This window comes from Trueperaceae bacterium (assembly GCA_036381595.1).
Classification (GTDB): domain Bacteria; phylum Deinococcota; class Deinococci; order Deinococcales; family Trueperaceae; genus DASVCN01.
In genome coordinates this window covers 1-23,591 of sequence record DASVCN010000039.1, presented here as the reverse complement: position 1 = coordinate 23,591, position 23,591 = coordinate 1, and the positions used below count along the sequence as shown (strand labels likewise).

22 protein-coding genes are annotated in these 23,591 nt (G+C 64.3%); 16 read left to right on the top strand and 6 right to left on the bottom strand.

Going from position 1 to position 23,591, the window contains the following annotated elements; translation table 11 throughout:
• Positions 1–147 precede the first annotated feature (147 nt).
• From VF168_13060 to VF168_13045, 4 genes are all read left to right on the top strand, one after another.
• Positions 148–2,442: an endonuclease MutS2 gene (locus tag VF168_13060; GenBank protein HEX7005108.1), complete on the top strand. Its 2,295-nt coding sequence runs from the start codon at positions 148–150 to the stop codon at positions 2,440–2,442.
• Positions 2,435–3,091 carry an HAD-IA family hydrolase gene (locus tag VF168_13055; protein ID HEX7005107.1) on the top strand — a complete coding sequence of 219 codons (657 nt, stop codon included), beginning with the start codon at positions 2,435–2,437 and terminating at the stop codon, positions 3,089–3,091. Before VF168_13060 ends, VF168_13055 begins: the two co-directional genes overlap by 8 nt.
• Positions 3,092–3,124: 33 nt before the next feature.
• Complete coding sequence (locus VF168_13050) at positions 3,125–3,811, top strand: TIGR00730 family Rossman fold protein (protein ID HEX7005106.1); 687 nt, start codon at positions 3,125–3,127, stop codon at positions 3,809–3,811.
• A 251-nt stretch (positions 3,812–4,062) separates the two neighbouring features.
• Complete coding sequence (locus tag VF168_13045; GenBank protein HEX7005105.1) at positions 4,063–4,335, top strand: hypothetical protein; 273 nt, start codon at positions 4,063–4,065, stop codon at positions 4,333–4,335.
• A 14-nt stretch (positions 4,336–4,349) separates the two neighbouring features.
• On the opposite strand, the gene VF168_13040 is transcribed toward VF168_13045, so the two are convergent.
• Positions 4,350–5,474, bottom strand: coding sequence for an ankyrin repeat domain-containing protein (locus VF168_13040; GenBank protein HEX7005104.1), 1,125 nt, complete (start codon positions 5,472–5,474; stop codon positions 4,350–4,352).
• A gap of 126 nt (positions 5,475–5,600) precedes the next feature.
• Between VF168_13040 and VF168_13035 the strand changes: the two genes are divergently transcribed.
• The 6 genes from VF168_13035 to VF168_13010 all read left to right on the top strand — a co-directional run bounded on the left by VF168_13035 (position 5,601) and on the right by VF168_13010 (position 10,491).
• Positions 5,601–6,986 carry an MATE family efflux transporter gene (locus VF168_13035; GenBank protein HEX7005103.1) on the top strand — a complete coding sequence of 462 codons (1,386 nt, stop codon included), beginning with the start codon at positions 5,601–5,603 and terminating at the stop codon, positions 6,984–6,986.
• Entirely contained in the window at positions 6,986–7,114 is a 129-nt protein-coding gene (locus VF168_13030) for a hypothetical protein (protein ID HEX7005102.1), read from the top strand. Before VF168_13035 ends, VF168_13030 begins: the two co-directional genes overlap by 1 nt.
• 10 nt (positions 7,115–7,124) lie before the next feature.
• Positions 7,125–7,598 (top strand): hypothetical protein, encoded by a 474-nt coding sequence (locus VF168_13025; protein HEX7005101.1) that lies wholly within the window; start codon positions 7,125–7,127, stop codon positions 7,596–7,598.
• A gap of 59 nt (positions 7,599–7,657) precedes the next feature.
• Entirely contained in the window at positions 7,658–8,203 is a 546-nt protein-coding gene (locus VF168_13020; protein HEX7005100.1) for a chromate transporter, read from the top strand.
• 25 nt (positions 8,204–8,228) lie between these two features.
• Complete coding sequence (locus VF168_13015) at positions 8,229–9,809, top strand: gamma-glutamyltransferase family protein (GenBank protein ID HEX7005099.1); 1,581 nt, start codon at positions 8,229–8,231, stop codon at positions 9,807–9,809.
• 253 nt (positions 9,810–10,062) lie between these two features.
• Entirely contained in the window at positions 10,063–10,491 is a 429-nt protein-coding gene (locus VF168_13010; GenBank protein HEX7005098.1) for a peptidylprolyl isomerase, read from the top strand.
• A gap of 13 nt (positions 10,492–10,504) precedes the next feature.
• On the opposite strand, the gene VF168_13005 is transcribed toward VF168_13010, so the two are convergent.
• Positions 10,505–10,765, bottom strand: coding sequence for a GlsB/YeaQ/YmgE family stress response membrane protein (locus VF168_13005; protein ID HEX7005097.1), 261 nt, complete (start codon positions 10,763–10,765; stop codon positions 10,505–10,507).
• 127 nt (positions 10,766–10,892) lie between these two features.
• Complete coding sequence (locus tag VF168_13000; protein HEX7005096.1) at positions 10,893–11,900, bottom strand: rod shape-determining protein; 1,008 nt, start codon at positions 11,898–11,900, stop codon at positions 10,893–10,895.
• Positions 11,901–12,113: 213 nt separating this feature from the next.
• On the opposite strand from VF168_13000, the gene VF168_12995 reads away from it, so the two are divergent.
• Together VF168_12995 and VF168_12990 are read left to right on the top strand one after the other, a co-directional pair.
• Positions 12,114–13,550, top strand: coding sequence for an FAD-dependent oxidoreductase (locus VF168_12995; protein ID HEX7005095.1), 1,437 nt, complete (start codon positions 12,114–12,116; stop codon positions 13,548–13,550).
• Between the two features lie 248 nt (positions 13,551–13,798).
• Positions 13,799–14,530: a methyltransferase domain-containing protein gene (locus VF168_12990; GenBank protein HEX7005094.1), complete on the top strand. Its 732-nt coding sequence runs from the start codon at positions 13,799–13,801 to the stop codon at positions 14,528–14,530.
• A gap of 132 nt (positions 14,531–14,662) precedes the next feature.
• Here the strand turns inward: VF168_12990 and VF168_12985 are convergent, their stop codons facing one another.
• Both VF168_12985 and VF168_12980 read right to left on the bottom strand, forming a co-directional pair.
• Positions 14,663–15,547: an NAD(P)-dependent oxidoreductase gene (locus VF168_12985; GenBank protein ID HEX7005093.1), complete on the bottom strand. Its 885-nt coding sequence runs from the start codon at positions 15,545–15,547 to the stop codon at positions 14,663–14,665.
• A gap of 82 nt (positions 15,548–15,629) precedes the next feature.
• Positions 15,630–18,812, bottom strand: a complete 3,183-nt coding sequence (locus VF168_12980; GenBank protein ID HEX7005092.1) for a tetratricopeptide repeat protein — start codon at positions 18,810–18,812, stop codon at positions 15,630–15,632.
• A gap of 183 nt (positions 18,813–18,995) precedes the next feature.
• Here VF168_12980 and VF168_12975 point away from each other — a divergent pair, with 183 nt between their 5' ends.
• The 4 genes from VF168_12975 to VF168_12960 are packed head-to-tail and all read left to right on the top strand — an operon-like array spanning position 18,996 to position 22,618.
• Positions 18,996–19,472, top strand: coding sequence for a GspH/FimT family pseudopilin (locus VF168_12975; protein ID HEX7005091.1), 477 nt, complete (start codon positions 18,996–18,998; stop codon positions 19,470–19,472).
• On the top strand, positions 19,469–20,068 hold the full coding sequence (locus VF168_12970) for a prepilin-type N-terminal cleavage/methylation domain-containing protein (GenBank protein ID HEX7005090.1): 600 nt from the start codon (positions 19,469–19,471) through the stop codon (positions 20,066–20,068). The genes VF168_12975 and VF168_12970 overlap by 4 nt, the downstream gene beginning before the upstream one ends.
• A 6-nt stretch (positions 20,069–20,074) precedes the next feature.
• Entirely contained in the window at positions 20,075–20,839 is a 765-nt protein-coding gene (locus VF168_12965) for a hypothetical protein (protein ID HEX7005089.1), read from the top strand.
• A 9-nt stretch (positions 20,840–20,848) separates the two neighbouring features.
• A complete protein-coding gene (locus VF168_12960; protein HEX7005088.1) occupies positions 20,849–22,618 on the top strand; it encodes a pilus assembly PilX N-terminal domain-containing protein in 1,770 nt (589 codons plus the stop codon).
• 478 nt (positions 22,619–23,096) lie between these two features.
• Here the strand turns inward: VF168_12960 and VF168_12955 are convergent, their stop codons facing one another.
• Positions 23,097–23,495 (bottom strand): hypothetical protein, encoded by a 399-nt coding sequence (locus tag VF168_12955; protein HEX7005087.1) that lies wholly within the window; start codon positions 23,493–23,495, stop codon positions 23,097–23,099.
• Positions 23,496–23,591: the final 96 nt, after the last annotated feature.

The window sequence follows — 23,591 nt, the reverse complement described above, 5'->3', positions numbered from 1 at the left end:
GATGATCAGTGTTCGTTGCCATTCTTTCATCGCGATGACGCCGACCCTTCGGCCCGCTCATGCTACCCCCGTCGCGTCCGTCGGCGCCGGTGCCGAGGTCGCACTCGCTCCCGGCCGCTTCGACCCGGACCGGTATACTCGCCTGCTGTGATAGTTGCTCCCACCACGCTGGAGAAGCTTGCCTTCCCGCGGGTCCGCCGGGCCCTGGCCGATCGGACCATGACCCGCTTCGGGGCGCGCCTGGCCCAGGGGCTATCGCCCTCCGGCGATCCCGAGGAGGTCGCGAGCTCTCTGGAGCGTACCGAGGAGGTGCTGGAGGGCGGAGACCTTTCTCTCGGCGGGATCGAGGACATCGAGCCTCTCCTGGAGCGGTTGCGCGAGGGCGGCATGGCCGAGGGGAGCGAACTCCTCCAGATCGCCTACACCCTCGACTCGGCAGCAACCGCCAAGCGAGCGATCCTCGCCTCGAACCGGCCCCGGCTCTCCGAACTCGCTGCCCGCATGGGCTCCTTCGACGGGGTGCTGCGTCTGGTGCGCGAGCAGCTCGACCCCGACGGCAACGTCCGGGATGATGCGACGCCGAAGCTGCGTGAGATAAGACGCCGGCTCAACCCGTTGCGCAACCGCATACGTGAGAAACTGCAGCAGCTCATCAACCACTACTCGGAGTACATCCAGGACCCGATCGTCACCCTCCGGCGCGACCGTTACGTGATCCCCGTGAGGTCCTCCTCGCAGTCGCGGGTGCCCGGCATCGCCCTCGACACGAGCGACTCGGGCGCCACGGTCTTCCTCGAGCCGCAGTCGGTGGTTCCGCTCAACAACGAGCTAGCGCTGCTCGAGTTCGAGGAGCGCGACGAGGTGCGGCGCATCCTCATCGAGCTGGGCCGACGGCTGGCGAACGCGCCGGGAGTCGACGAAACGCTCGACCTGGTCGCCAGGCTCGACCTGGTGCAGGCGAGCGCGGCCCTGGCGCGAGACTGGAGGCTTGCCCGGCCCGAACTGCATGAGGGTGGCCGCGTTCGGCTCCAGGCGGCGCGTCACCCGCTGATAGAGGATTGCGTCCCCAACGATATAGAGCTCACCGACGAGCGACGTCTGCTGGTGGTCACGGGCCCCAACGCCGGCGGCAAGACGGTACTCATCAAGACCCTCGGCCTGGCAGCTCTGATGTCGCACAGCGGCCTCTTCGTGGCGGCTTCGGGAGAGAACCCGCCGCTGCTGCCCCGCCTCGAGAAGCTCCTGGTCGACATCGGCGACGAGCAGAGCATCGAGGCCAGCCTCTCGACCTACGCGGGGCACCTCACCAACTTGCGGCGGATCGTCGACGAGGCCCACGAGCGGGTGCTCGTGCTCATCGACGAACTCGGCTCGGGGACCGATCCCGACGAAGGGGCCGCGCTGTCCCAGGCGATCCTGGAGCGTGTCCTCGCCTCCGGCGCCAGAGGATTGATCACCACCCACCTCGCTCCCCTCAAGGTGTTCGCCTCCAGAACCGAAGGGATACTGAACGCCGCCATGCGGTTCGACGTGGACCGGCTGCAGCCCTCCTACCGGCTCACCGTGGGTCAGCCGGGGCGGTCGTACGCCTTGGCCATCGCCAGGCGGCTGGGACTAGGGGAGGAGCTCCTCGACCGTGCCTCGCGCCTCCTGGGTCCGGAAGGGGAGAGACTGGAAGCGCTGCTCGAAGAGCTGGAGGAGCAACGTGAGGCGCTGAGGCGGGAGCTCGACGAGGCAAGGACGGCCCGAGATACTGCGGTCGGCGAGGCGGAGGTGCTGCGAGCCCAGATCGACAGGCTGCGCGCCCGCGAGGACGAGGTCATGGCGGCCGCAGCCGAACGGGCAGAGGAGATGCTGCAGGACACGCTGCAGCGAGCGAAGGAACTCAAACGAACCGCCACCAGCGATCCGGGACAGAGGCCCAGGGCGCTCGAGGAGATCAGGGAGTTGCGGCGCGGCGCCCGTGAGCGGCTCCGCAAGAGTGAGCAGGAGGCATCGGGGCCCCGCTGGGTGCCCGGCACGCTCGTTCGGGTGGAGAGCTACGAAGCGGAGGGGCCCATCGTCGAAGTTCGGGGTGACGACGTAGTGGTGCAACTCGGCCTGCTCAAGGTCGAGGTTCCGCGCCGCGAGGTGAGGCTGCTCGAGGCCCCGCGACCGAAGCCCGTGGCGGTGCCGACGCAGCAGCCGGGCAGCAGCATCGAGCGAGAGCTCAACATCCGGGGAGCGAGGGTCGAGGAGGGGATCGAGCAGGTGCGGGAGCTGATCCTCGAAGCGCATGCGATGAAGGTCGATAAGGTGCGGATCCTCCACGGCAAAGGGACCGGGGCGTTGCGCGACGCCGTCCGCAACTATCTCAGGGACGAGAAGCGGGTCGAACGTTTCGAGGACGCCGTGCCGTACGAAGGGGGCCACGGCGTCACCGTTGCCTACCTCCGTGTCTGAGCCACTCGAACGGGCGCCGGTCATCGTCTTCGACCTCGACGGCACGCTGGTCGACTCGTTGACCGACATCGTCGTGAGCTTCCGGCAGGCGTTCGGGGAACTGGGCCTCGATCAGCCGGAGGAGGAGGCGGTGAAAGCGCTCATAGGCCGGCCACTCGACGAGATGTACGCCCGCTTCGCGCCCGCTGCTCGGGTGGCCGCCCTCTCTGCCTCCTACCGGCGCCACTACCCCAAGAATTTCACCCGCAACAGCCGCATCTTCCCGGGCGTGGCCGATGTGCTCACCGAGCTGCGCCGGCGCGGTAACCGGCTGGCGGTGGCGACGACCAAGAGAACGGAGATGGCCCTGGCTCTGGTCGAGGCGACAGGGATCGCGTCCTACCTCGACCACGTTCAGGGGACCGACGATTTCCCCCACAAGCCTGCCCCCGACGTGGTTCTGCGCGCTGCCGCAGCGGTGGGAGGGAGCCCCGCGTGGATGGTCGGGGACACGACCGCGGACATCGAGGCCGGCAGAGCGGCGGGAGCCGCTACCTACGCGGTCACCTGGGGAACGCACGACGAGGCCACCCTCGCGGGCGCCCGACCCGATCTGCTCGAGCCCGACCTGAGCAGGCTGCTGGAGGTCACCCGAACGGCTATCCGCTAGCTCCCCGAGCGAGAGGGCGCGGTACCATGCCGCATGGAGTATCCCGAGAAGCAGTACGTCATCGATGCCCTTGCGGAGGACTCCTGGCGGATGTTCCGCATCATGGGCGAGTTCGTGCAGGGCTTCGAGGAGATGAGTGACGTCGACAAGGCAGTCACCATCTTCGGCTCGGCGCGACTTCGTTCCGACAGCACCGTCTACGAGCAGGCAGAGAGGCTCGCTCAGGAACTGGCGGAACGCGGCTACACGGTGATCACCGGTGGCGGGCCAGGGATCATGGAGGCTGCCAACAAGGGCGCCTTCGAGGCGGGCGGACGTTCGATCGGCCTGAACGTCACCCTTCCTCACGAGCAGGAACCGAATCCGTACCAGAGCGACTCTCTGTCGTTCAAGTACTTCTTCGTTCGGAAGGTGATGCTGGTCAAGTATTCGACGGCCTTCGTGGTGTTTCCCGGCGGCTTCGGGACGATCGACGAACTGTTCGAAGCGCTTACGCTCATCCAGACGAAGAAGATCAAGCCGTTCCCGGTCTACCTGGTGGACATCGATTACTGGCGCGGACTGTTGCAATGGATAAATGGCACCCTCCTGCGGGAAGGCGCCGTTTCGGAGGCGGATCTGGGGCTCTTCAAGGTCGTCGACGACGTGTCCAGCATCCCCAACGAGATCGAGGGGTACTACGCGGAGAGCGGGCACGCCGGCTTCGAGGTGCCGCACTGAGCCGAGATTGGGTGCGGCGTCGCAGAGAAGTGACATCGGTACCGGGCTCTCCGGTACCGAGGCATCTTTGCGGCGGCCTCCCACTGCTGATGTAATCGAAGAGGGTGCGGGGATACAAATCCCGGGCAACGGCAAGAGATGGTACGACACGCCTCGTGATCATCGGTCCGTTGTCACTATTTGCTTTACGACGAATCGCCTAGTCGGCGACGTCGCCACCGTCAGGCAGAGGGGGGCCAATGCTCGACCAGGTGAGCAAACTCAGGCGGGATATCGAGTCGACACGGAGCGCGATCGAAAGCCTACTCGACGAGTATTCACTTTTCATAGACCACGACATGGCCGGCGTCATCTCCAGCTACGTCCACTCGCTGCAGCTCGACTTCGAACTGGCGCTCAGCCGGGGCAGCGGCGATGAGCTGAGTCGCATCCTCGAGGACATGCTCGAACTCCACAGCGACACCCGTGAGCGGCTGCTCGGGGAAAGCCTACAGGGCGGCCTCACGGCCCCGATCGAGTCCTAGCGGAATAGGGATCCTCAGATCGCCGGACAGCTTTCGGTGTAGGGGGGCAGTGCCACCGCGCCGAAGACCTGTGCGGCCAGCGGGTAGATCTCGCACGCCTCGAGGCCGTAGCCCAGGTAGGCCTCGTCGCCCTGCCAGATCTCTACGTGAGGATGGGCGCCGTCGTGAGTCTGGCGAGCCGCTTCGACCGTACCGGAGTTGCCGGTCGCGGCGATCAGCTGACCCTGGTCTACCTCGACACCCACCCTGATCCCTTCTTCGATCGCCGAAAGGTGAGCGTAGCGCGAAACGAACCCGCCGGGGTGGCGGATCCACACCTGCCGGCCGCGCAGCTTGTCGAGGATCTCCATGGGTGTGCTCAGGTTCCGCTTGGCGGTCGCGATGATGTCGTCGTACTCCGCCAGGGTCATCTCCCGGTAGTCGAGGTCGGCTCGGATGACCACGCCGTCGGCGACCGCCATGATCGGTGTGCCGTACTCGATGTCGACACTGACCGTTCCGTCGTAGAAGTCGAACCCCTGGTGGGTGCCGTTGCGGTAGGCGCGCAGGGCGCCGGGAAGATGAGAGGAGCGCGAGCTGATGGTGGCGCCCTCGACAGGGACGGTATAGCCGCTGGGCCAATCTCTCGAGAACTGGTGTTCGGCCAGGTAGAGGAGACGGTCCAGCAGCCAGGTGCTGGCTACCGCAGGGTTCTCGCGAGCGAGGTCGGCGGCCGTCTGGCCCTCGGCGTTACGAAGGGTAGGATCGGCGCCGGCGAACATGAGCAGCTGCACCGTCCCGGCTGATTTCGCGTCCCTTGCCGCGTACATGAGCGGAGTCCAACCGGCCTCGGTCGATACGTTCACGTCCGCTCCCGCGGCCAGCAGTTCGCGCACGAGATCTTCACTGGCTCCCGCGCTTATCGCGTAGATCAACGGAGTCTGACCGTACTGGTCGCGGGCGTTGACGTCACTCCCGGCGGCCAGCAGTTCCTGCAGTTGGGCCACATCGCCGCTCTTCACCACCGAGAAGAGCGAAGTTTCGCTCCTGCCACTAACGCCAGCCTCCTCCGCGAAGGGGAGCTGGACGACGTCGAGTTGCCAGAGCGCAACCGCCGCGCCGGCGGCTACGACGAACAGTGTCAGGAGCACACGGAACATGGGGAGCACGATAACTCCGCAGTTGCCCCCGAGGGGTCAGAAAGTCCACCCCGTCGCCACATGACCGGAGCCCCCGGTATCTCCCCGGAAGAACTCCCTCTCGGCGCGGAAGTATCCTAGGTGCTCGTGCCGAGCACCTACCGTCAGGAGGCGCGCAGCCTCATCATCCTCGCACTGCCGCTCGCCCTGGCGCAGATGGTGCAGGCCGGGATGACTTTCGTCGATACGGTCATGGTGGCGCGATTAGGGAGCGCCGCGCTGGCCGGTATCGCTCTCGGTGCGACCGGCTACATGCTGGTGACCATCTTCCTCCAGGGAACGGTTTTCGCCGTGGGACCGCTCGTCTCCCAGGCTTTCGGCGGTGACCGGATCGAGGAGGCCGGCCGGGTCGCCCGCCAGGGGATGTGGCTCGCCCTCCTACTGGGTCTGCCGGCGCTGGCGTTGCTCCTCAACGCCGAGCGGCTGCTGCTGGCGATAGGCCAGGAACCCGCCGCCGCCGAACTGGCAGCGAGCTACCTGAGCACCGCATCCTGGGGCATCATCCCGGCGCTGCTGCTCGTAGCGCTGCGCGCTTTCTTCGAAGGAACCGGTGACACCCGCCCGATCCTCTACCTGATGATCGTCGGGCTGGCGGCCAACGCTCTGCTCGACGAACTCCTCATGTTCGGTCGACTCGGTCTGCCGGAGCTCGGTGTCGCCGGTACCGGACTCGCCACCAGCTTCGTGCACCTGCTGATGTTCCTCCTCGCCGCCCTCCTGGTGGTGCGTCGTCACGCCCGCTTCGAGGTCTTCGCCCGCCCCTGGCAACCGGATCGCTCCCTGCTCACCGAGTTGTGGCGCCTGGGGATGCCGATCGGGTTGACGGTGGGGTTCGAAGCAGGTCTCTTCGCAGCCACCGCCCTACTCATGGGGCTCGTTGGCCAGGTGGAACTTGCCGCCCACCAGATCGCCATCCAGATCGCCACCATGACCTTCATGCTTGCCGTGGGCCTATCCGTGGCCACCTCCGTGCGCGTGGGCCAGGCCCTGGGCCGAGGCGATCCGGATGGAGCACGCTTGGCCGGCCGTGTCGGCATATCGTTGGCGGCGGCCACCATGACGCTCAACGCACTCCTCTTCTGGTTGGCGCCGGAGCTCGTCATCGGCATCTTCCTCGATACGAACGCCCCCGAGAACGCACTAGTCGTTCGCTTCGCCATCACCTTCCTGGCCGTTGCCGCTACCTTCCAGATCTTCGATGGCATCCAGGTGAGTGCCGCCGGGGCGCTGCGCGGGTACAAGGACACGACCGTGCCGATGGTCATCTCGCTCGTCTCCTACTGGTGCGTCGGTATCAGCAGCGGCGCCTACCTGGCGTTCGGCCTCGGCTGGGGCGGAAGGGGCCTCTGGATCGGCCTCGTCTTGGGACTCATGACCGCCGCCCTGCTGCTGCTCGCCCGCTTCACCTGGCGCTCCCGGTGGGCGACCCGTGCGCAGGGTAGAATGGTCGCCGTTTTGGGAAGGAGATCGTGATGGAGACTTTCATCCTGATCATGAGTTACAGCGTGATGGTGCTGATCGGACTGTCGGCTTTGGGCTCTGTCCTCGTCCTGGCGAGTCACTGGCTCATCGACAACTCGGCCGAGATCCAGAGCCACTGAAGACGCCAGGGTGCTCCCACCCCAGAGGGCGGTAGCGAGGTTCCTCTCCGAGCCGGAGCCCTCCAGCGGTCTCGTTAGCTCGGCGCTGCGGCTGACCTTCGTCATGATGTTCATGGCGCAGGTCGCGGTCGCGCTGCTAGTTGTGGCGCTCATCCTGCTGTTGGGTGGAACGATTGCCGGTGGCCCGACTGTACTCGGACCCGTCCTGGCGCTTCTGGCCCTCGCTCAATGCTTCCTGGGCGTGCTTCTGCCCGATGCCCTCTCCCGTACTGGGAGCAAGGGCAGCGTCCTCTCCGCGACACTGCTCTCGGCTGTGCTGCTGGCAACGCCGGCGTGGTTCCTGATGCTCGCCCTGCTCACCGGTCAGGCGCCGCTCGCGCTGCTGCTCCTGCTGGCCGCGCTTCTCACCGGTTACGCCCTGGGCTTCTGGTTGTGCGGCAGGCTTGGCCGGCGAGCGGCGGCAGCCGGACGGAAGCCCAACTGAGTCCCAGCGGCCGGTGCCAGTCGGCGAGTCGCCGGATGTTCCCGTGATACACCTGCTCCATGGAGATATTCAGGCTCTTCTACGCCTTCGCGAAGGTGGGACTCTTCGGATTCGGCGGTGGACCGTCTATGATCCCGCTGATCCAGGAAGAGGTAGTGGAGATCCAGGAGTGGCTCTCCAGGGAGGAATTCCTCGACGCTTTCGCGTTCGGCAACACCTTGCCGGGGCCGATCGCCACCAAGCTCGCCGGCTACGTGGGCTATCAGGTGGCAGGCGTGGGCGGAGCCATCGCCGGCCTGCTGGGCATGACGGTGCCAACGATCGTCTTCATGATCGCCCTCGCAACTCTCTACCTGCGCTTCCGCGACGCCCCCGCGCTGGAAGGCTTCCTTCGCGGGGTGCGACCCGTGGTGATCGCCCTCCTGCTGATGGTCGTGTGGCAGTTCATCCCAAGCGCGTTCGGGCCGCCTGGGCAATGGCTGGGTTCGTGGGCGTTGTGGCTGGTCGCCGCCGTCGCCTTCGTACTGGGCGCCTTCTACAACGTCCACCCGGCACTGCTCATCGTGGCCGGCGGCGCCCTCGGCGTGCTCGTCTTCCGCGCCTGATACCTCGAACCGACCGGAGACTCGGATGAATTTCGACCTTCCTTACCCTTCGAAGCGAGCACCCGTCCTCGCCCGCAACCTGGTCGCCACCTCACAGCCGCTCGCCGCCCAGGCCGGGCTGGCCATGCTCCAGGCAGGCGGTAATGCCGTAGACGCGGCGCTCGCCTCGGCTATCACCCTCACCGTCGTGGAACCCACTGGCAACGGTATCGGCTCCGACGCGTTCGCTATCGTGTGGGACGGCAAACGGTTGCACGGGCTCAACGCCTCGGGACGCTCACCGGCCGCCTGGAGCCCGGATCGCTTCTCTGATGTCGGAATTCCACAGCGGGGCTGGGAGAGTGTGACGGTGCCTGGCGCGGTGTCGGCCTGGAAGGCTCTCTCGGACCGCTTCGGCTCCCTCGAGTTCGACCGCCTCTTCGAGCCCGCCATCCACTATGCCGAGGAGGGGTTCGCGGTCACGCCCCACGTCGCCTTCCTGTGGAACCTGGCTGCCGAGAAGCTGGGCGGCTTCGAAGAGTTCCGCCGCGGCTTCCTGCTCGCGGGCAGGGCTCCACGGGCAGGCGAGACCTTCCGCTACCCGGATCAGGCGCTCACGCTCGAAGCGATCGCAGGCAGCGGCGGCGAGGCCTTCTACCGTGGCGAACTGGCGGAACGGATCGCTGCCGACGCCGAACGGCACGGCGCGGCCCTCCGGCCGGATGACCTGGCGGCCCACCGGCCCGAGTGGAGCGGGACCATCTCCACCTCGTACCGGGACCTCCACCTCCACGAGATCCCACCGAACGGGCAGGGTCTGGCCGCATTGCTGGCGCTGGGCATCCTCAGGCACTGCCCCATCGAGGAGTACCCGATCGATTCGGCCGACAGCCTGCACCTGCAGATAGAGGCGATGAAGCTCGCCTTCGCCGATGCTCACCGATACGTGGCCGACCCGGATCATCTCGACCTGCGCCCGTCGGAGCTGCTGGCGGACGAGTACCTGCAGGGGCGAGCTGCGCTCATCGACAGGCGGCGCGCGAGAGTACCCAGTTACGGGGTACCGGCCAGAAGCGGCACCGTCTACCTCAGCGCCGCCGATGCGAGTGGCATGATGGTCTCGTTCATCCAGTCGAACTACCGCGGCTTCGGGTCGGGGATAGTGGTGCCGGGCACGGGCATAAGCCTTCAGAACAGGGGCGCGGGGTTCACTCTCGAGGAGGGTCACCCCAACCGGGTCGGCGGCTGCAAGAGGCCGTTCCACACGATCATCCCGGGCTTCCTCATGCACGGTTCCAAACCGCTGATGAGCTTCGGCGTCATGGGCGGGCCGATGCAGCCGCAAGGGCACCTGCAGATGGTGCTGCGCGTCGGCATCAACGACCAGAATCCGCAAGCGGCGGTAGACGCGCCCCGCTGGCAGGTGATGGGCGGCGCTGACGTCGCGGTCGAGCCTGGCTTCGAACGGAAGGTACTCGATGAACTGGCGAGCAGGGGCCACAGGCTCAGGCAGGCCCCGGCCGAGGAGAGTTTCGCCTTCGGCGGAGCACAACTCATCTATCGCCTCGAGGACGGCTACGTCGCCGGCTCCGAGTGGCGCAAGGATGGCCAGGCAGTAGGGTTCTGAGCAGTGACGGGTGGCGGGCGCATGAAGTGGCGCGGGGCGGCCCCGGAGTCCGGCTGCTGGTCTTCGCGTTGGACCACGCCTGGCTTCGCGCCGCACGGTCCCACGCCACACTACCGGTACACGACGCCAGCAAAACTACAGCTGGGGAAACGCTCTGTTACCGACGCGGTTGGAAGGCGGCCGACATGGTGTTCCGTATAACGCGTTAGGCTCGGAGGTGGTCGCAGCTCCGCGGCCAGGGAGGGAAACACCCATGGAAAGTGCTCAAGCTGGAAAAGTGGTGCGTGTCCACTACACCGGGAAGCTGGATGACGGGACCGTGTTCGACTCCTCCGAAGGACGCGAGCCGCTGGAGTTCACCCTGGGCAGCGGTCAAGTGATCGCCGGTTTCGATCAGGCGGTAGACGGAATGACGGTGGGCGAGACTCGCTCGGCCCGCATACCGGCCGCGGATGCCTACGGGCAACGCCGCGACGACCTGATGCTCGAGGTGGACCGCGAGCAGATCCCGGAGGGGATCGAACTCGCCGTCGGCACCCAGCTGCAGCTGCAGCAACAGGACGGCCAGGCGGTTCCGGTCACGGTCGCGGAACTCGACAGTGACAGCGTCACCCTCGACGCCAACCACCCGCTGGCCGGTCAGGACCTGATCTTCGAACTGGAACTGGTCGGGGTCGATTGACCCCGACCGTTAGCTAGTCGCGTCCCCCTCGGCGGAAGAGCCCGACGATGAACAGCAGCACGACCGCGCCGATGATGGCCACCAGGATGCTGTAGAAGTTGAAGCCGGTCACGCCCTGCCCGCCGAACAGACTGAAGATCCAGCCGCCCAGGAAAGCGCCCACGACACCTACGATGATGTCCATGAGGCATCCCTGATTCTTGTTCGTGCCCATGATGAGGCTGGCGATCCAGCCGGCCAAGGCGCCAAGGATGATCCACAGAATGATGTTCACGTCCACTCCTCTCGAGACGTCCCGAGCGTGAATATAGCGGGGAGTGACACGTTTCGCCGTGTCGAGAGCCGCGATTCCGGCGGATATACCGGTTTCCGACGAATTCCGCCCGGCTTGCCGATCCGCCTCAGCGGCGTGAACCGATCTTCGCTTCGGTCAGCAGGTGCTCGTACTCCAGCGCCTTGGCGGTGCCCACCACTACCGCGTCGGTAGGGTTCTCGGCGACCGCCACGGGGATGTTGACCGCCTGCTGAAGGTAGGTGTCGAGGCGACGGAGCAGTGAGCCTCCGCCGGTCATCACCACGCCGCGCTCGATGACGTCGGAAACCAGTTCGGGTGGGGACTGCTCGAGCACCCGTCTGAGGACGGCGGCTATCTTGTCCAGCGAGCTCTCCAACGCCGAGATGACGTCTTTCGTGCTCACTACCACCGATTTGGGCATCCCGTCGATCAGGTCGCGTCCCCGTACCTCGATCGTTCGGTTCTCGTCATCGTCGACTATGGCGGCTGCGCCAACGTCGCGTTTGATGTTCTCGGCGGTCCTGTCGCCTATCAGCAGATTGTGCTGCGCCTTGACGAAACGAACGATCTCCTGGTCGAAGGTGTTGCCGGCGATCCGGATCGAGTCCGAGACAACGATACCGCCCATACTGATGATTGCGATGTCGGTCGTGCCACCACCGACATCGACCACCATCGAGCCGATCGGTTCGGCGATGTCGATGCCGGCTCCGATCGCCCCCGCCACCGGCTCCTCGATCAAGTACGCCTTCCGGGCGCCTATCTCGTTCATGGCCTGCAGCACGGCCCGCTTCTCCACCTCGGTGATGCCGCTGGGGATGCAGACCATGATGTTCGGGCGCAAGAAGCGGCCCGGCCCCGAGAGCACCTTGCGGATGAACGCCTTGAGCATCTTCTCGGTGAGGGTGTAGTCGGCGATGACGCCCTGATCCATCGGGCGGATCGCGGTGATATTGCCGGGGGTGCGCCCCAGCATGCGGTAGGCCTCCTCGCCGACCGCCTTGACATCCGTTGTTCCCTTTATCACGGCGATTACCGCCGGCTCGCGCAACAGCACGCCCTTGCCCTTGACGTGGATGCGCACGTTGGTCGTTCCCAGGTCGACACCGATCATCCTGCTAACCCTAACAACTATGGATGAGACTCGACTCAGGGAGGGGGAAAGGCCACAACGGCCTCCGAGCGGGCACCTCGGGGATTGGTAGCATCGACCATGCCTGTGATCTGGGCCGCCGAGCTCCTACCGCGCACAGTCGCTACGGTACTGGCGGCGGGCCGGGGGGACGTCTAGATGCCGCCCCTCCCACCCCCGACGACACTGCAGCACGTGACCTTGCCGCCTCGGGAGGCGCGGATCGCCGCCGAGGTGGACGTACTGGTGGTAGGTGGAGGCCCGGCGGGACTGGGCGCAGCCCTGGGTGCCGCCTGGGCGGGTGCCGAAGTGGTGCTCGTGGAACGGTACGGATTCCTGGGCGGCAACGCCACCGCCGCCCTGGTGATGCCGCTCATGTCGCACTTCACCCAGAGCCAGCCCTCGGCAAATCTGGACCTGACCCGCCTCCTGCCGGCCGACCATGGACCGGGTGACCCCGTAGTGGCAGGCGCCCTCGAGGTACTCCTCCACCGGCTCATCTCCAACGGCTGGGGCTTAGCTCCCAGCGAGGAGACCGGCTACACGGTGCCGTTCGATCCCGAGGGGTACAAGCAGGTGCTGCTCGAACTCCTCGACGAAGCGGGCGTCCGCTATCTGTTCCACTCATTCGCCAGCGGTGTAGTGGCCGGCGAGGATGGGCCGACCGGGGTGACCTTCGAGGGCAAGTCGGGCCCGCTGGTGATCTACGCCGACTCGATCGTCGATTGCACAGGGGACGGCGACGTGGCTGCGGCCAGCGGCGCCGAGTATCGGGTGGGACGCGAACTAGACGGCCTCGTCCAGCCGATGACGCTGATGTTCCGGATGGTCGAGTTCGAACGGCCCGAGTTCGCCGCCTACGTCCGTGAGAATCCCCAGCAGTGGCGTGGCGTGCACGGACTCTGGGCGCTCATCGAGGAGGCCCATGCAGCTGGTGATCTCGACCTTCCCAGAGACGACATCCTCCTCTTCGCCACGCCCCATGAGCGGGAGTTGAGCGTGAACAGCACCAGGGTGGGCGGGGTGCTGGGTAGCGACGTGTGGGATCTGACGCGGGCCGAGTGGCAGAGCCGCCGGCAGATGAGACAGATAGAGGCCTTCCTGCGCAAGTATGTGCCCGGTTTCCAGACCGCCTACCTTGCTCAGAGCGGTGTGCAGATAGGCGTGCGTGAGACGCGGCGGATCGTTGGCGACTACGTTCTCACCGGCGAAGACGTGGTTTCGGCCCGCCAGTTCGACGACGTCGTAGCGAGAGGTGCCTATCCGATCGACATCCACGACCCGAGTGGCAAGGGAACCGTGCTCAAACGGCTGCCCCCAGGGGAGGCCTACGACATCCCACTGCGCTGTCTCCTCCCACGCGGGGTGGACAGGCTACTGGTGGCGGGGCGCTGCATCTCCGGAACCCATGAGGCTCACTCCTCGTACCGGGTGACGCCGATCGCCGTGGCGACCGGTCAGGCGGCAGGCGTGTGCGCTGCCCTTGCCTCGGCGAGGGGGGAGAAGACGCGGCACGTGCCGGTGGCCGACGTGCAGAGTGTGCTGTTGGCCCAGGGCGCGAACCTGCGCGACCTCTCTGCCCAAGAATCGACGGGGCGGCGCGAGCCCGAACGGTCCTCGCGCCGAGGCTGATTCGGGCGCGGGGTCCGGCTCGTGCGCCGTCTGTTAAGGGAATAGAAAAAGAACCTTGGAAGGATCTCCGCCGGGGGGGCAGCGGGGTGCGGAGATGCAACTCCCAAAGTTCTGAACGAAGTGTAACAGAATCCGATGCGATTGCAAGGGCATCCAGGATGCAGATGCAACTGATATGGCCTTTTACACAGAGATACTTCCTGGTACCGGCGGACTTTCCGCTGCCGCTCACGACATATACTCGCTAGGTGCAGAAGCCGCCCTTCTCTGCCCTCGCCCAGGTTTACGACGAACTGATGGCCGACGTCGAGTACGAGGAGTGGCTCGATTTCGTCCTCGAGCAGGCCGAGCGGCGCGGCCACCCCGAAGGGCGGGTGCTCGACCTCGGCTGCGGCACCGGGAATATGACGATCCCGCTCGCACGCCGGGGGTACCGGGTGACGGGGCTCGACGGCTCCATGGAGATGCTCGAGGTCGCCAGAGGCAAGGCGCCGGACCTCGACTGGCGCTTGGGCGAGTTCACGAGCTTCGACCTCGGTGAACGTTTCGCGCTGGCGGTCTCGGTGTTCGACTCGCTGAACAACCTGATCTCACCCGAGCAGTTCCTGGCGGCCACCAGCAGGGTGAGATGCCACCTCGTTCCCGACGGCCTCTTCCTCTTCGACGTGAATACTCGGGTGGGCCTCGCCGATCCGTGGCATGACGGCCTGGTCGAGGGGTGGGCGGGCGACATCTTCTACCGCTGGGTACACAGCTACGATCCGGCTACCGAGCTCGCCCGGGTGGAGGCGTATTGCGAGCACGATGGGCGGAGCTTCACCGAGGTCCACCTCGAACGACCGTTCGATCCGGCCGAGGTGACCGAGTTGCTCGCATCATCCGGCTTCGTCGAGGTGGAAACGCTCAACTATCCGGACGGAGAGCCGGCCGGGGAAGACGAGGAACGGATCTGGGTCGTCGCGCGAGCGCCGAAAGACTAGTCGTGCTGCTCTTCCGGTGACCCTAGCCGAAGCGGCTCCGTCGCCCGCGAGCGCCGTTACCTCTTCCGTTCTAACCACGGCACTTCGTCGGCGAATGCCTCCACCTTTCGACTGAGCGGCCTGGTTGCGACACTAGTCGATACCGGCGAGCTGGCGGACCACCCTGGCGATGTTGCTGACGTCCTCGTCACCAAGGCCGCGCCCAACCAGGCTGGTTTCCAACTGCTCGACGTGTGCGGTTATCGGCAGCGGCACGCCGAGTTCCCGGGCAGCGGCGAGAGCGATCCCCAGGTCCTTACGGTGGAGGCGGGTGCGGAAGCCGAGCGGGTAGTCGTTCCTGATCATGTTGGGACCCCTGTTGCTGAGGCCCCAAGACCCGGCGGCTCCGCCCGAGACGGCCCTGTGAGCCGCCTCCATGTCGATGCCCGCCTTCAGGCCGAGCGCCAGACCCTCGGCGACAGCAGCGTAGGTGCCGGCGATTATCACCTGATTGATGGCCTTGGTGAGCTGACCGCTGCCTGTGGGCCCGACGAGAGTGATGCTCTTGCCCAACTCCTCCAGAAGCGGCCGTGCCCGTTCCAGGTCCTCTGCGCTTCCACCGGCCATTATCGACAGTGTTCCCTGGACCGCGCCCTCGCTGCCGCCCGATACGGGGGCGTCGAGCATGGAGGCGCCGACCTCTTGCAGGCGCTCGGCTATCCGCCGGGTGGCGGCCGGGCTGATCGTACTCATGTCTATGAGGAGCGCGCCGGGGCCGAGGCCGTGGATTACGCCGTTCTCGCCCAGCACCACCTCTTCGAGGTCCGGGGTGTCGGACACCATCGTGAACACGAATCGGGAATCGGTGGCAGCCTCCTCGGGTGTGGCAGCGCGGTCCGCTCCTGCCGCCGCCAGCGGCAACTCGCGTTCCCTCGTTCGGTTGTGGACCTTGACCTGGTAACCCGCCTCGAGCAGGCGCGCCGCCATGGGCGCGCCCATCGTTCCCAAACCGATGAAGCCGACGCTCGTCTCGTTCACGGGCCTACTGTAACCAGGCAACCCCTCTAGGTTCTGTCCTGAAGCGGTGTCCGCGCGACTTCCCATGCCCGTCGACGGCGGGTCAGTGGCCGGCTACGCTCTCCTGACCCTGCCACCAGGCACTCAGAGCGTCGGGTAGCCGTACCCGTCCGCTGCTCAGTTCCCCGTTCAGATGGAGTATCGGTCTCAGTTCACTGCTGCTAAGCACCTGACTCTTGCCACTCTCCTCGACCGCCTCCCCGAACATCCGCAGGAGTGTCTGCTGGTACGGCCGGTACTGGTCATCGCGCAGGACGATCGCAAGCGCTCGTGCCGCTCGCTCGACGTCACCAGACACGAGCGAAGCCTCGATCTCGAGGCCGGTGAGCCAAGAACGGAGCCCGACGTCCGACGCCTCATGCTCGTCCACCAGACCCGCCAGAGCCGTTTGGCCCATCGCGACCTCCTCCAGAGCAGCGATGGCATCGCCGGAGCGGAGCAAGGCGAGGGCGATATGGGCCCGACTCTCGGCGATCTGGTAGGGGAAGCGAGCTTCGCTAAGAGCGCATCGAGCCTGGGCTACCGCCTTGGAAGGGTCGCCGCAGAGCAGTGACGTGAGGATGCGGGTATCGCGCCGCAGCGGCCAGTGGAGTCTCCCTGATCCCCGCTTGTCGATCGCGTCCCGGACAGACGCCACCAGTGCCCGGGCGTGCCTCAGGTCGGCTCCCTCGGGAACCTCGTCGACGTTACGAAGGTAGGGGAGACGGTACGGCTGACCCAGGGCGCGGAACAGGTAGGCTCTTCCGAGCCGCAAGGTGCCTCGCAAGACCCGATAGCTGCTATCGACACGCAATCGCTCGCCGAAGGTCTCGAAGGTGTGCATGTTGGCTTCGAGCAGGTGGATGGCTCCCTGATGGTCGCCTTCGGCCATGAGCAGCAGCGCCCGCTCGTTCTCGCTGCGCGCCAGCCAGAAGGCCCGCTCTTGTTCGCTCGCCCACTCGTCGCCGGCACGAATGATCGCCCGTGCCGCTTCGAAGTCGGCCCGCGCCAATTCCAGACTGCCGCGCTTGCGGTGAAGCGTCGCCCGCCGGGACAGATAGCGCGTCTGTTCGCTGGTGAGGGCGTCACTCAGGCGAGCCAGGCGAACGGCTTCGTCCAGCGCCTCCAGCGCGGCGTCGAAACGGCCGAGCGCCAGCAGCACATCGCCGCGTTGGAAGGCGACTCTTGCTTCGATCAGCTCATCTCCACGGGCGACCGAGTCGAACTCCCTCAGCGCCGTCTCGAGGTCGCCCCGGTCCTTGGCGATGAGCCCCGCCCAAACAGCCGCCTTGGCTTTCGCCACACGCACCGCTCTTCCGGCGCCTGCCGCCCTGGTGAGCCTGGGTCGCGCGACCTCCTCCACGTATCTGGCCGCCTCGTCGAGGTCGCTACGCCACCTGGAGATGCTCGCCCGCACCAGGGCCGCTTCCGCTTCCCGCAGATCGTCCCCGCTGCCGGGGCAGCGCTCGAGCAACTCTGTCGCGGTGTCCACCTGGCCCCTGAGGACCGCGCCCTCGGCACGTTGGATGAACGCCCAGGACCTCAACTGTTCGCTCGCCGACTTCTCGAGCTCCGCGAAAGCCTGCTGCGATTTCGGGTGGTCGTGAGCTCCGAGCCGGACGAAGTGAGCGGCAACCTGGTAGGCCACGTTCTCGAAAAGCTCGCCCCTCCCGAGCTCACTCCTCGCAGCCTCCCACAGCGGCCGCACGAGCGACTGCTGGAGCCCGCCGTCGTCGATCCTCTCGGCCAGTGCCGGCCAATCGCGCGCATCGAACAGGTGGTGGAGGTGACGGTGCGCCGCCTCGGCCGGATCGGCGCTGCTGATGCCCGGATGGAAGAAGTCGGCTGCCCGCCTGCTGTAGCTCCGGAACCGCTCGGGGTCGTTCTCGAGCAGTGTTTGCCGGAGCAATCGGGCGAATTCACGCGAGAAGGGCCGATAGCGGTCGGGCGCGGGCGGAACCGGGTCGAGGAAAGCGAGCTCTATGGCGTTCGGCTCGGCGGTGTCTTGGCGCACCGACTCCAGGGAGGCGGCGGTGAAGGTGGGGAACTCCGCCAATGAGAGGGCCGCCAACGCTGCGAGGAAATCGCGAAGTCGTTCGTCGCCGGCGCTCACCACCAGCGAGGCCAACTGAGCGACGTGCTGCGAGTTGACGTCTTCGACCGGGTCGGCGCCGGTAGGTCCTCTGACCTGGGCCAGCAAGGTGAGGGTCCGCAACTCCTCGAACGAGCGTCCGGCACGCCGCACCACCGCCTCCTGCTGCCGGGGGTCGAGGTTCGGCAGCCGCGACCGGACGTACCTTCGGGCTTCGCTCGCCGTGGGCGGGCTCAGCCGGATCGGCTCGTCGAAGGCGCCGAGGCTCGCCATCGCTCGGGCCGGCACGTCGCTCATGCTTACCAGCAGAGCGACAGAAGGGAGGCGGGAAAGCGGGTCGAACAGCGACATCCAGAGCCACTCGGCAGCGCTGACCCGCGGCACCTCCGGTGTGTTGAGGCGAAGCAGTGTGCTGCCAAGACGCTCCTCCTGAGCGCTGGTACGCGATACGTGAGCCAGCAGCACCGTGGGCGTCTCGCTAGCGCGGACTGCCTCGAGGATGACACGCGCTACCTCGGCCTGCGCGTCGGCCTGCACGGCGTAGGCGCCCGAGGAACCTACCTTGACCAGTTTCGACTCGATCACTTCGGCGGGGACGCCCACGCTCAGAGCGAGCCTGGTCAGAGAAGTGGCCAGATGACCGGCGCCGAACTCGAGACGGACGATCCTGTCGGCTGCCTTGGGGGCAGCCTCCAGCGCCTCCTGGATGTAATCGATGAGCAGGGTCTTGCCCGAGCCGGGACGCCCGGTGACGAGCAGCTTGGGGAAGACGCCTGAACGCACGCCCCCCACGAACTCGCGATAGGCCCGCCGCTTCTCGCGTCCAAGGAGCGCGACCGCGTCGGACTCGGCGCCCTTCCCGTGAGCCAGGAGCACCTCGATCTCGGGAGCGCTCAGCTTCCCCTGACCGCACTCCTCCCACAGCTGGGCGAGGATTTCGAAGAGGGCGCGCTTGTCCGCGGGCCGGCCCTTGTCCCTGTAGATGATGTTGCGGACGACGTTCGGGTTCGCGCCGCGGCGTTCCATCTGCTGCCGCAACCAGTTGATGCTCCCCTGGACCCCCAGTTCGTCCCGGCGGTTGGCGGCGGCGCGCCGAACCTCCTCGAACAGCTTGCGCCAGGGGCTCGCCCCCTCCGACTGCTTCTGGACGGTCATTGTCCCGATTCTACTCGACGGCGGTAAACAGGTACACAGGTGGGAACTGTATCGAGTTGTTCGTCAACGTCCCTCCCACTCACGGCTCGTCCCCAAGATGTGGAGACCCACACAATAGGTAGTGCTCAATGCTCCCCCATTCAGGGGTGCCGGCGGGTACAAGCCGGCTCATAAGCTGCTCACATGCGAGATTCGAGCGGTTTCTCTGTCATCGAACTCCTCATCGTAGCCGCGATCCTCGCCATCCTGCTGGGCGTCGGTTTCGTTCGCTTCGACCCCTCCCGATGGGAGTTGTCCCAAGCGGAGCAGGTCCTTTCGCAAGAGATCTCGAGAGCCAGGTTCGAGGCCATCAAATCGAACAGGATGGTCGAACTGCAGTTCGACCTTACCGGTGAGGGAGCCTATTCCCTGTGTGTAGACGAGAACTCGGACCAGGTCTGTGAGGCTGCCGAGGTCATTTCCACGACCACGTTCGGGAGCGGTGACTTCCCTCGCACGCGGATAGCTGGTACTGATCTTCCCAACAACCGGATACGTTTCGATCTTCGCGGCATCCCAACGGAGAGTCTTTTCGGCACGTCCATAGACCTGGAGACGGAGTCCGGAAGCGCCACGAGTAAGCTCGTGCTTTCGGCCACGGGAAGAGTGGAGATCCAATGATTACTAGCTCGTTCCGCGATTCGCGCGGACTCACCATCCTCGAGGTGCTGGTAGCGCTCTCGGTTATCGCAATCGCCTTCTTAGCCTTAGCGATGGCACAGATTACAAACCTGAAAGCTACTGTACGGACGCAAGCGATAACCGAGCTCAAAGCAGCTGCCAACGTAGTCTTGGAAGAAAAGATGTCAGATGTCCTTCGAGCCGACTCATACGAGACAGAGCCGGCGGCCTACGACCTGGCGGACGAGTATGAGGAGGGGATGATTCGATACCTCCGGTTCTGGTTCCTTGACTACTACTACGGTTGTTCCAGTAGGCCTGTACCCTCGGGACTTCGCGCGTTGGACGAGACGGTGGTGTGCTACGACGAAGACTCGGACAGGTTCGAAAACATCGAAATTACATGGCAGCTGAAAGGCCGGGAGCAAATCGAGGGCGAGGGCCTACTCGACATAATAGTCACGGCTACACACGACTCTGGGTCGAGTCTGACAATCGGCGATGTCGTTAGTTGTTACGCAGTCTATCCGTCACCGAGCAGTGAAGTGCCGATGCCTTGTCCGGAACCTGCCGATCCAAACGGTGTAGGAGGCTAGACGGCTATGCGCGGGAAGCTTTCAGAACGAGGTCTGACCATAGTCGAGCTGATCATCGCTGGATTCATCCTCACGGTCATCCTCGGGATCGTAGGTACTTACCTCGCCGAACAGAGCCGGCTCAACCGAGCCACGCTAGTTTCGAGCGAAGTACAGGACAAGGCTCGTTTGGTAATGCAATTGGTTACTCAAGACTTGCAGTTGGGCGGGGCCAAGACCTACGTTGACGAAAACGGCGAAATCATGCCGGTGTCAACGGCCGGCATTTCGTCATGCCCAGACGATGCAGCCGGAAACGCCACTTGCCTTGTTGCGATAGATGGTTCTCTACAGGACGTCTTTTCGACCGTTTACGTAAATACGCTCAGATCGCCGGCTGAGTCGTGCCGGGAGGTGGCGTATATGTTTGACGGCGACATGCTTCAGCGGGCAGATCAAGCTTGCGGAACCTCGACTGACCTGCTGGATCCCACCGCAGATTCCGCAGCGTACAGTCCTCTCGCGCCGAACATAGTAGCGCTAGATATCGCTTACAAGTGCAGTGACGGTGATCTGATGTCGAGTTATCCCGACGAAGCGATTTGCCCCGTTGGGATCGGTTACCTTCGCTCAGCAATCGTGTCAGTCGTTGCCCGTTCCAATGACAGGCTAGATGGCCCAGGTCCAGCGACATTTACGACTGTTTCGGGACTTTCCGTTACATGCCCGGCTGACTTCCGCTGTTTCGCTCTTCAACAGGAAGTTCTGATGCCGAACTTCAAGGACAGGTAGGGGACTACGATGAGATCTGACAAGGGCATAGCTATCATCACTGCGTTGCTGATCATGGTTGTCGTGGGGCTCTTGGCAACCGGTGGAGCGTTGGTAACTCGGATGGAACTGAACATCGCGAGAAACGACGCGAGTTCACTCCAGGCACACTACGCTGCCCAGGCCGGATTGCAGAAGTACAAGACGATCCTGTTCCAATACTTCCGCTTTCTCGAAACGATCTCGGGGACTCAGAATCCCGAGCGGACTGCGTGCTTCGACCGAATGGGAACGGGCATGGACATCGATCGAGACGGGAGTGAGGAGTACCTCTGGAGTGGCGGCGAGATCACGTTCGCAGAAGAGTGGGTCAAGAATTCCAGCGGTGAGGAGGTGGGCTCTTATGTCGTTACGATTCACCGGGACTCCGGTAACAAGAACATGTTCACTATCGAGTCCAAAGGAAGGTCGAACGGCGCAAGAGCCACGGTTAGAAGTACTCTTCTGGTCGAAAACACCGGTGTGCTGGAGAACGCGATTTTCACGGGACAGGGGCAGACGAATCAGTATCTGAACGGCGGGGTCACTATACGAGGTGGGGTTTACGTGGTTGGGGACGAGAATAATCCCAACAACACCGTAATTGGGGCCAATGGCAATTTTTCCATGCTCAACGAGTACGACCTGACCAATGGGAATTACGAAGCGATGCGGTATCGGGTCTCGGATGGGAATCGGGTAGCGGACAATTTGTGCGCGTCTTTGCGAGTCGATAACGGCCAAGTTGAGCTTAACGGTTCAGTCAAGCTCGGTGACCCCTCAAACTGGCTCCTAGGCGTTTACATTGGAGACAGCCAGGAGGATCTGAAGGTCACAGATACGCTATTGCAGTGCGTGGAAAACAAAGGGATCTGTTCCGAAATCGGTCGTTTCACATTAGACCTCTCCGAAGGAGGTGCTCCGAAGTTCCCACTGCTTGGGGACGAGCCTGCTGAAGAGTCCGGCTGTACGGAGGCCACCTGGAGCGACTGTATCTTTCAATCGGGCCTGAAGAACGGGCTCGTTGTGGCTCATGTTGCATCGACCGGCGCAGGGTATCCGCTATTCGGAAGTACCGGCGCGCAAGACGGTGTTTCGGATGAGTGCGAGGACTTCCTTTCCGATCCGCTCCTGGTCTTCAGCAATAGTGCGGTTGACTGCACTTATACGGATGCGAACGGAGTTTTGCAGGGCTTCAGGTATACGACGTCGAACGGTTGGAGTTCAGCTAGTTTCCAGGTTTACGGAACGGTCAGCCTACACGGTTACGACGTCAAGTTCGACTGGCCGGTGGAATATGTCGCCAAGACGTTGAACGGTCCAACGGAAGCCGATGTGGAGGACTGGAACGCTTCGTTCGTAGTCGAGGCCAACGGTAGCGGTGCCGGTGGAGGTATCGATATCAATCAAAACTTCCTGACCAGCGACGACGAGATCGACATTACAGGTAAGAAGCGGCTATTCCCAGACCACGTCCTCGGTCTGGTTGCCGAGGGAGAAGTCTACCAGCGAGCAGCAAATGTAATGGCCCCGGTCTACGCGGGCGATACGTTCAGAATCATCAAGGGTAACAAGATTCTCGGATCGGTGGTCGCGAACAAGTTCTGCACGACGAGCGCTGGGGACAGCATTGATTGTAATGCCGGCCAGAATGCGGAGGTGATTTACGTAAACACTGGTCATAACAAACCGGACATAATGCAGTACGTTGATAGCGCTGGCATACCTCTGTTCAAGGTGCTCTCGTACGAGAGGCGATAGGCACGTATAAGCCTCCTTAAGCGGGGGATGGGCGAGTGGCCGGGGTCGATACCCGGCCACTACTGCTCTCTCGTGCTTATAAGCGATTCTGGTTGCTGTAGTGGCGGATCGTAGAAACACATCTAATCGCCCGGGTTCCTACCTCCGACCGAAGTAGCTAGCCCGATCAGATACGGGACCTGCATTCTGTCTGGTCGTGGCAATCAGAGCGACGGAAGCCGGTCGTCGTCGTTCGACCCGCAATCTATTGGTTCTGGGGGTACCGTATGGCAGGAGCTGAAGCGTGGTCTAGTGTCCTTCCTAGAGTTGGAAAGCGCGGATCCGGCGTTGGGAGTCAACCGGGAGGACTGCGTCCCTAATACTCTTCTACGATCCCCGGTTGGGGGCGCATTGCTCCAGGACACGCGCGAGGAGGTACAAGGAGAAAGCCCGTCGGGCGACGGGCTTCTTTTGCAGGGGTGCTATTAAGGGACGCCGACTAGAACAAACTTGCCTGTGCCAGGCAGTCGGTCACCCTGCGGTCTTCCTTGACCCAAGTAGTCACCTCGATTGAAGACTCTTCCACATGGGACGATCCGACGTAGGTTACCTCCCGCATCGTAGTCGGAACACCCCAAGTCTCCATGCGGACGACCCTCAGACTGCCGTCGTCACACAATCCATCTCGACCCCCGGAGTTAATAGTGAGTAGCTCGGCCACACCGGTGTGCAGTACGGTTCTGCAGATCGTCCGCCCATTCTCGAAGACGCAATCCTCCTCGTTGAAGGGCGGCGGTTCCCCCTGGGCCCACTCCGGTGGTGCCGCGAACGCGAGCGAGGTGAGAGCTACAAGGATCAGAATGAATACAAGACGGTGTGCGTTTGTCGCACGTTTCATTGCTCTACCTCCTTCCTGAACGTCCACAACCAGCCGATATCGCGAGGCACGATACAAATCGGCCTACTGTGGTGAGGCTTACGATAGGGGCACTGT

Coding starts and splice junctions, on each gene's coding strand:
- VF168_13050 (HEX7005106.1), top strand. CDS start 3,125: ATGGAGTATCCCGAGAAGCAGTACGTCATCGATGCCCTTGCGGAGGAC.
- VF168_13040 (HEX7005104.1), bottom strand. CDS start 5,474: ATGTTCCGTGTGCTCCTGACACTGTTCGTCGTAGCCGCCGGCGCGGCG.
- VF168_13030 (HEX7005102.1), top strand. CDS start 6,986: ATGGAGACTTTCATCCTGATCATGAGTTACAGCGTGATGGTGCTGATC.
- VF168_13020 (HEX7005100.1), top strand. CDS start 7,658: ATGGAGATATTCAGGCTCTTCTACGCCTTCGCGAAGGTGGGACTCTTC.
- VF168_13015 (HEX7005099.1), top strand. CDS start 8,229: ATGAATTTCGACCTTCCTTACCCTTCGAAGCGAGCACCCGTCCTCGCC.
- VF168_13010 (HEX7005098.1), top strand. CDS start 10,063: ATGGAAAGTGCTCAAGCTGGAAAAGTGGTGCGTGTCCACTACACCGGG.
- VF168_13000 (HEX7005096.1), bottom strand. CDS start 11,900: ATGATCGGTGTCGACCTGGGAACGACCAACGTGCGCATCCACGTCAAG.
- VF168_12980 (HEX7005092.1), bottom strand. CDS start 18,812: ATGACCGTCCAGAAGCAGTCGGAGGGGGCGAGCCCCTGGCGCAAGCTG.
- VF168_12975 (HEX7005091.1), top strand. CDS start 18,996: ATGCGAGATTCGAGCGGTTTCTCTGTCATCGAACTCCTCATCGTAGCC.
- VF168_12970 (HEX7005090.1), top strand. CDS start 19,469: ATGATTACTAGCTCGTTCCGCGATTCGCGCGGACTCACCATCCTCGAG.
- VF168_12965 (HEX7005089.1), top strand. CDS start 20,075: ATGCGCGGGAAGCTTTCAGAACGAGGTCTGACCATAGTCGAGCTGATC.
- VF168_12960 (HEX7005088.1), top strand. CDS start 20,849: ATGAGATCTGACAAGGGCATAGCTATCATCACTGCGTTGCTGATCATG.
- VF168_12955 (HEX7005087.1), bottom strand. CDS start 23,495: ATGAAACGTGCGACAAACGCACACCGTCTTGTATTCATTCTGATCCTT.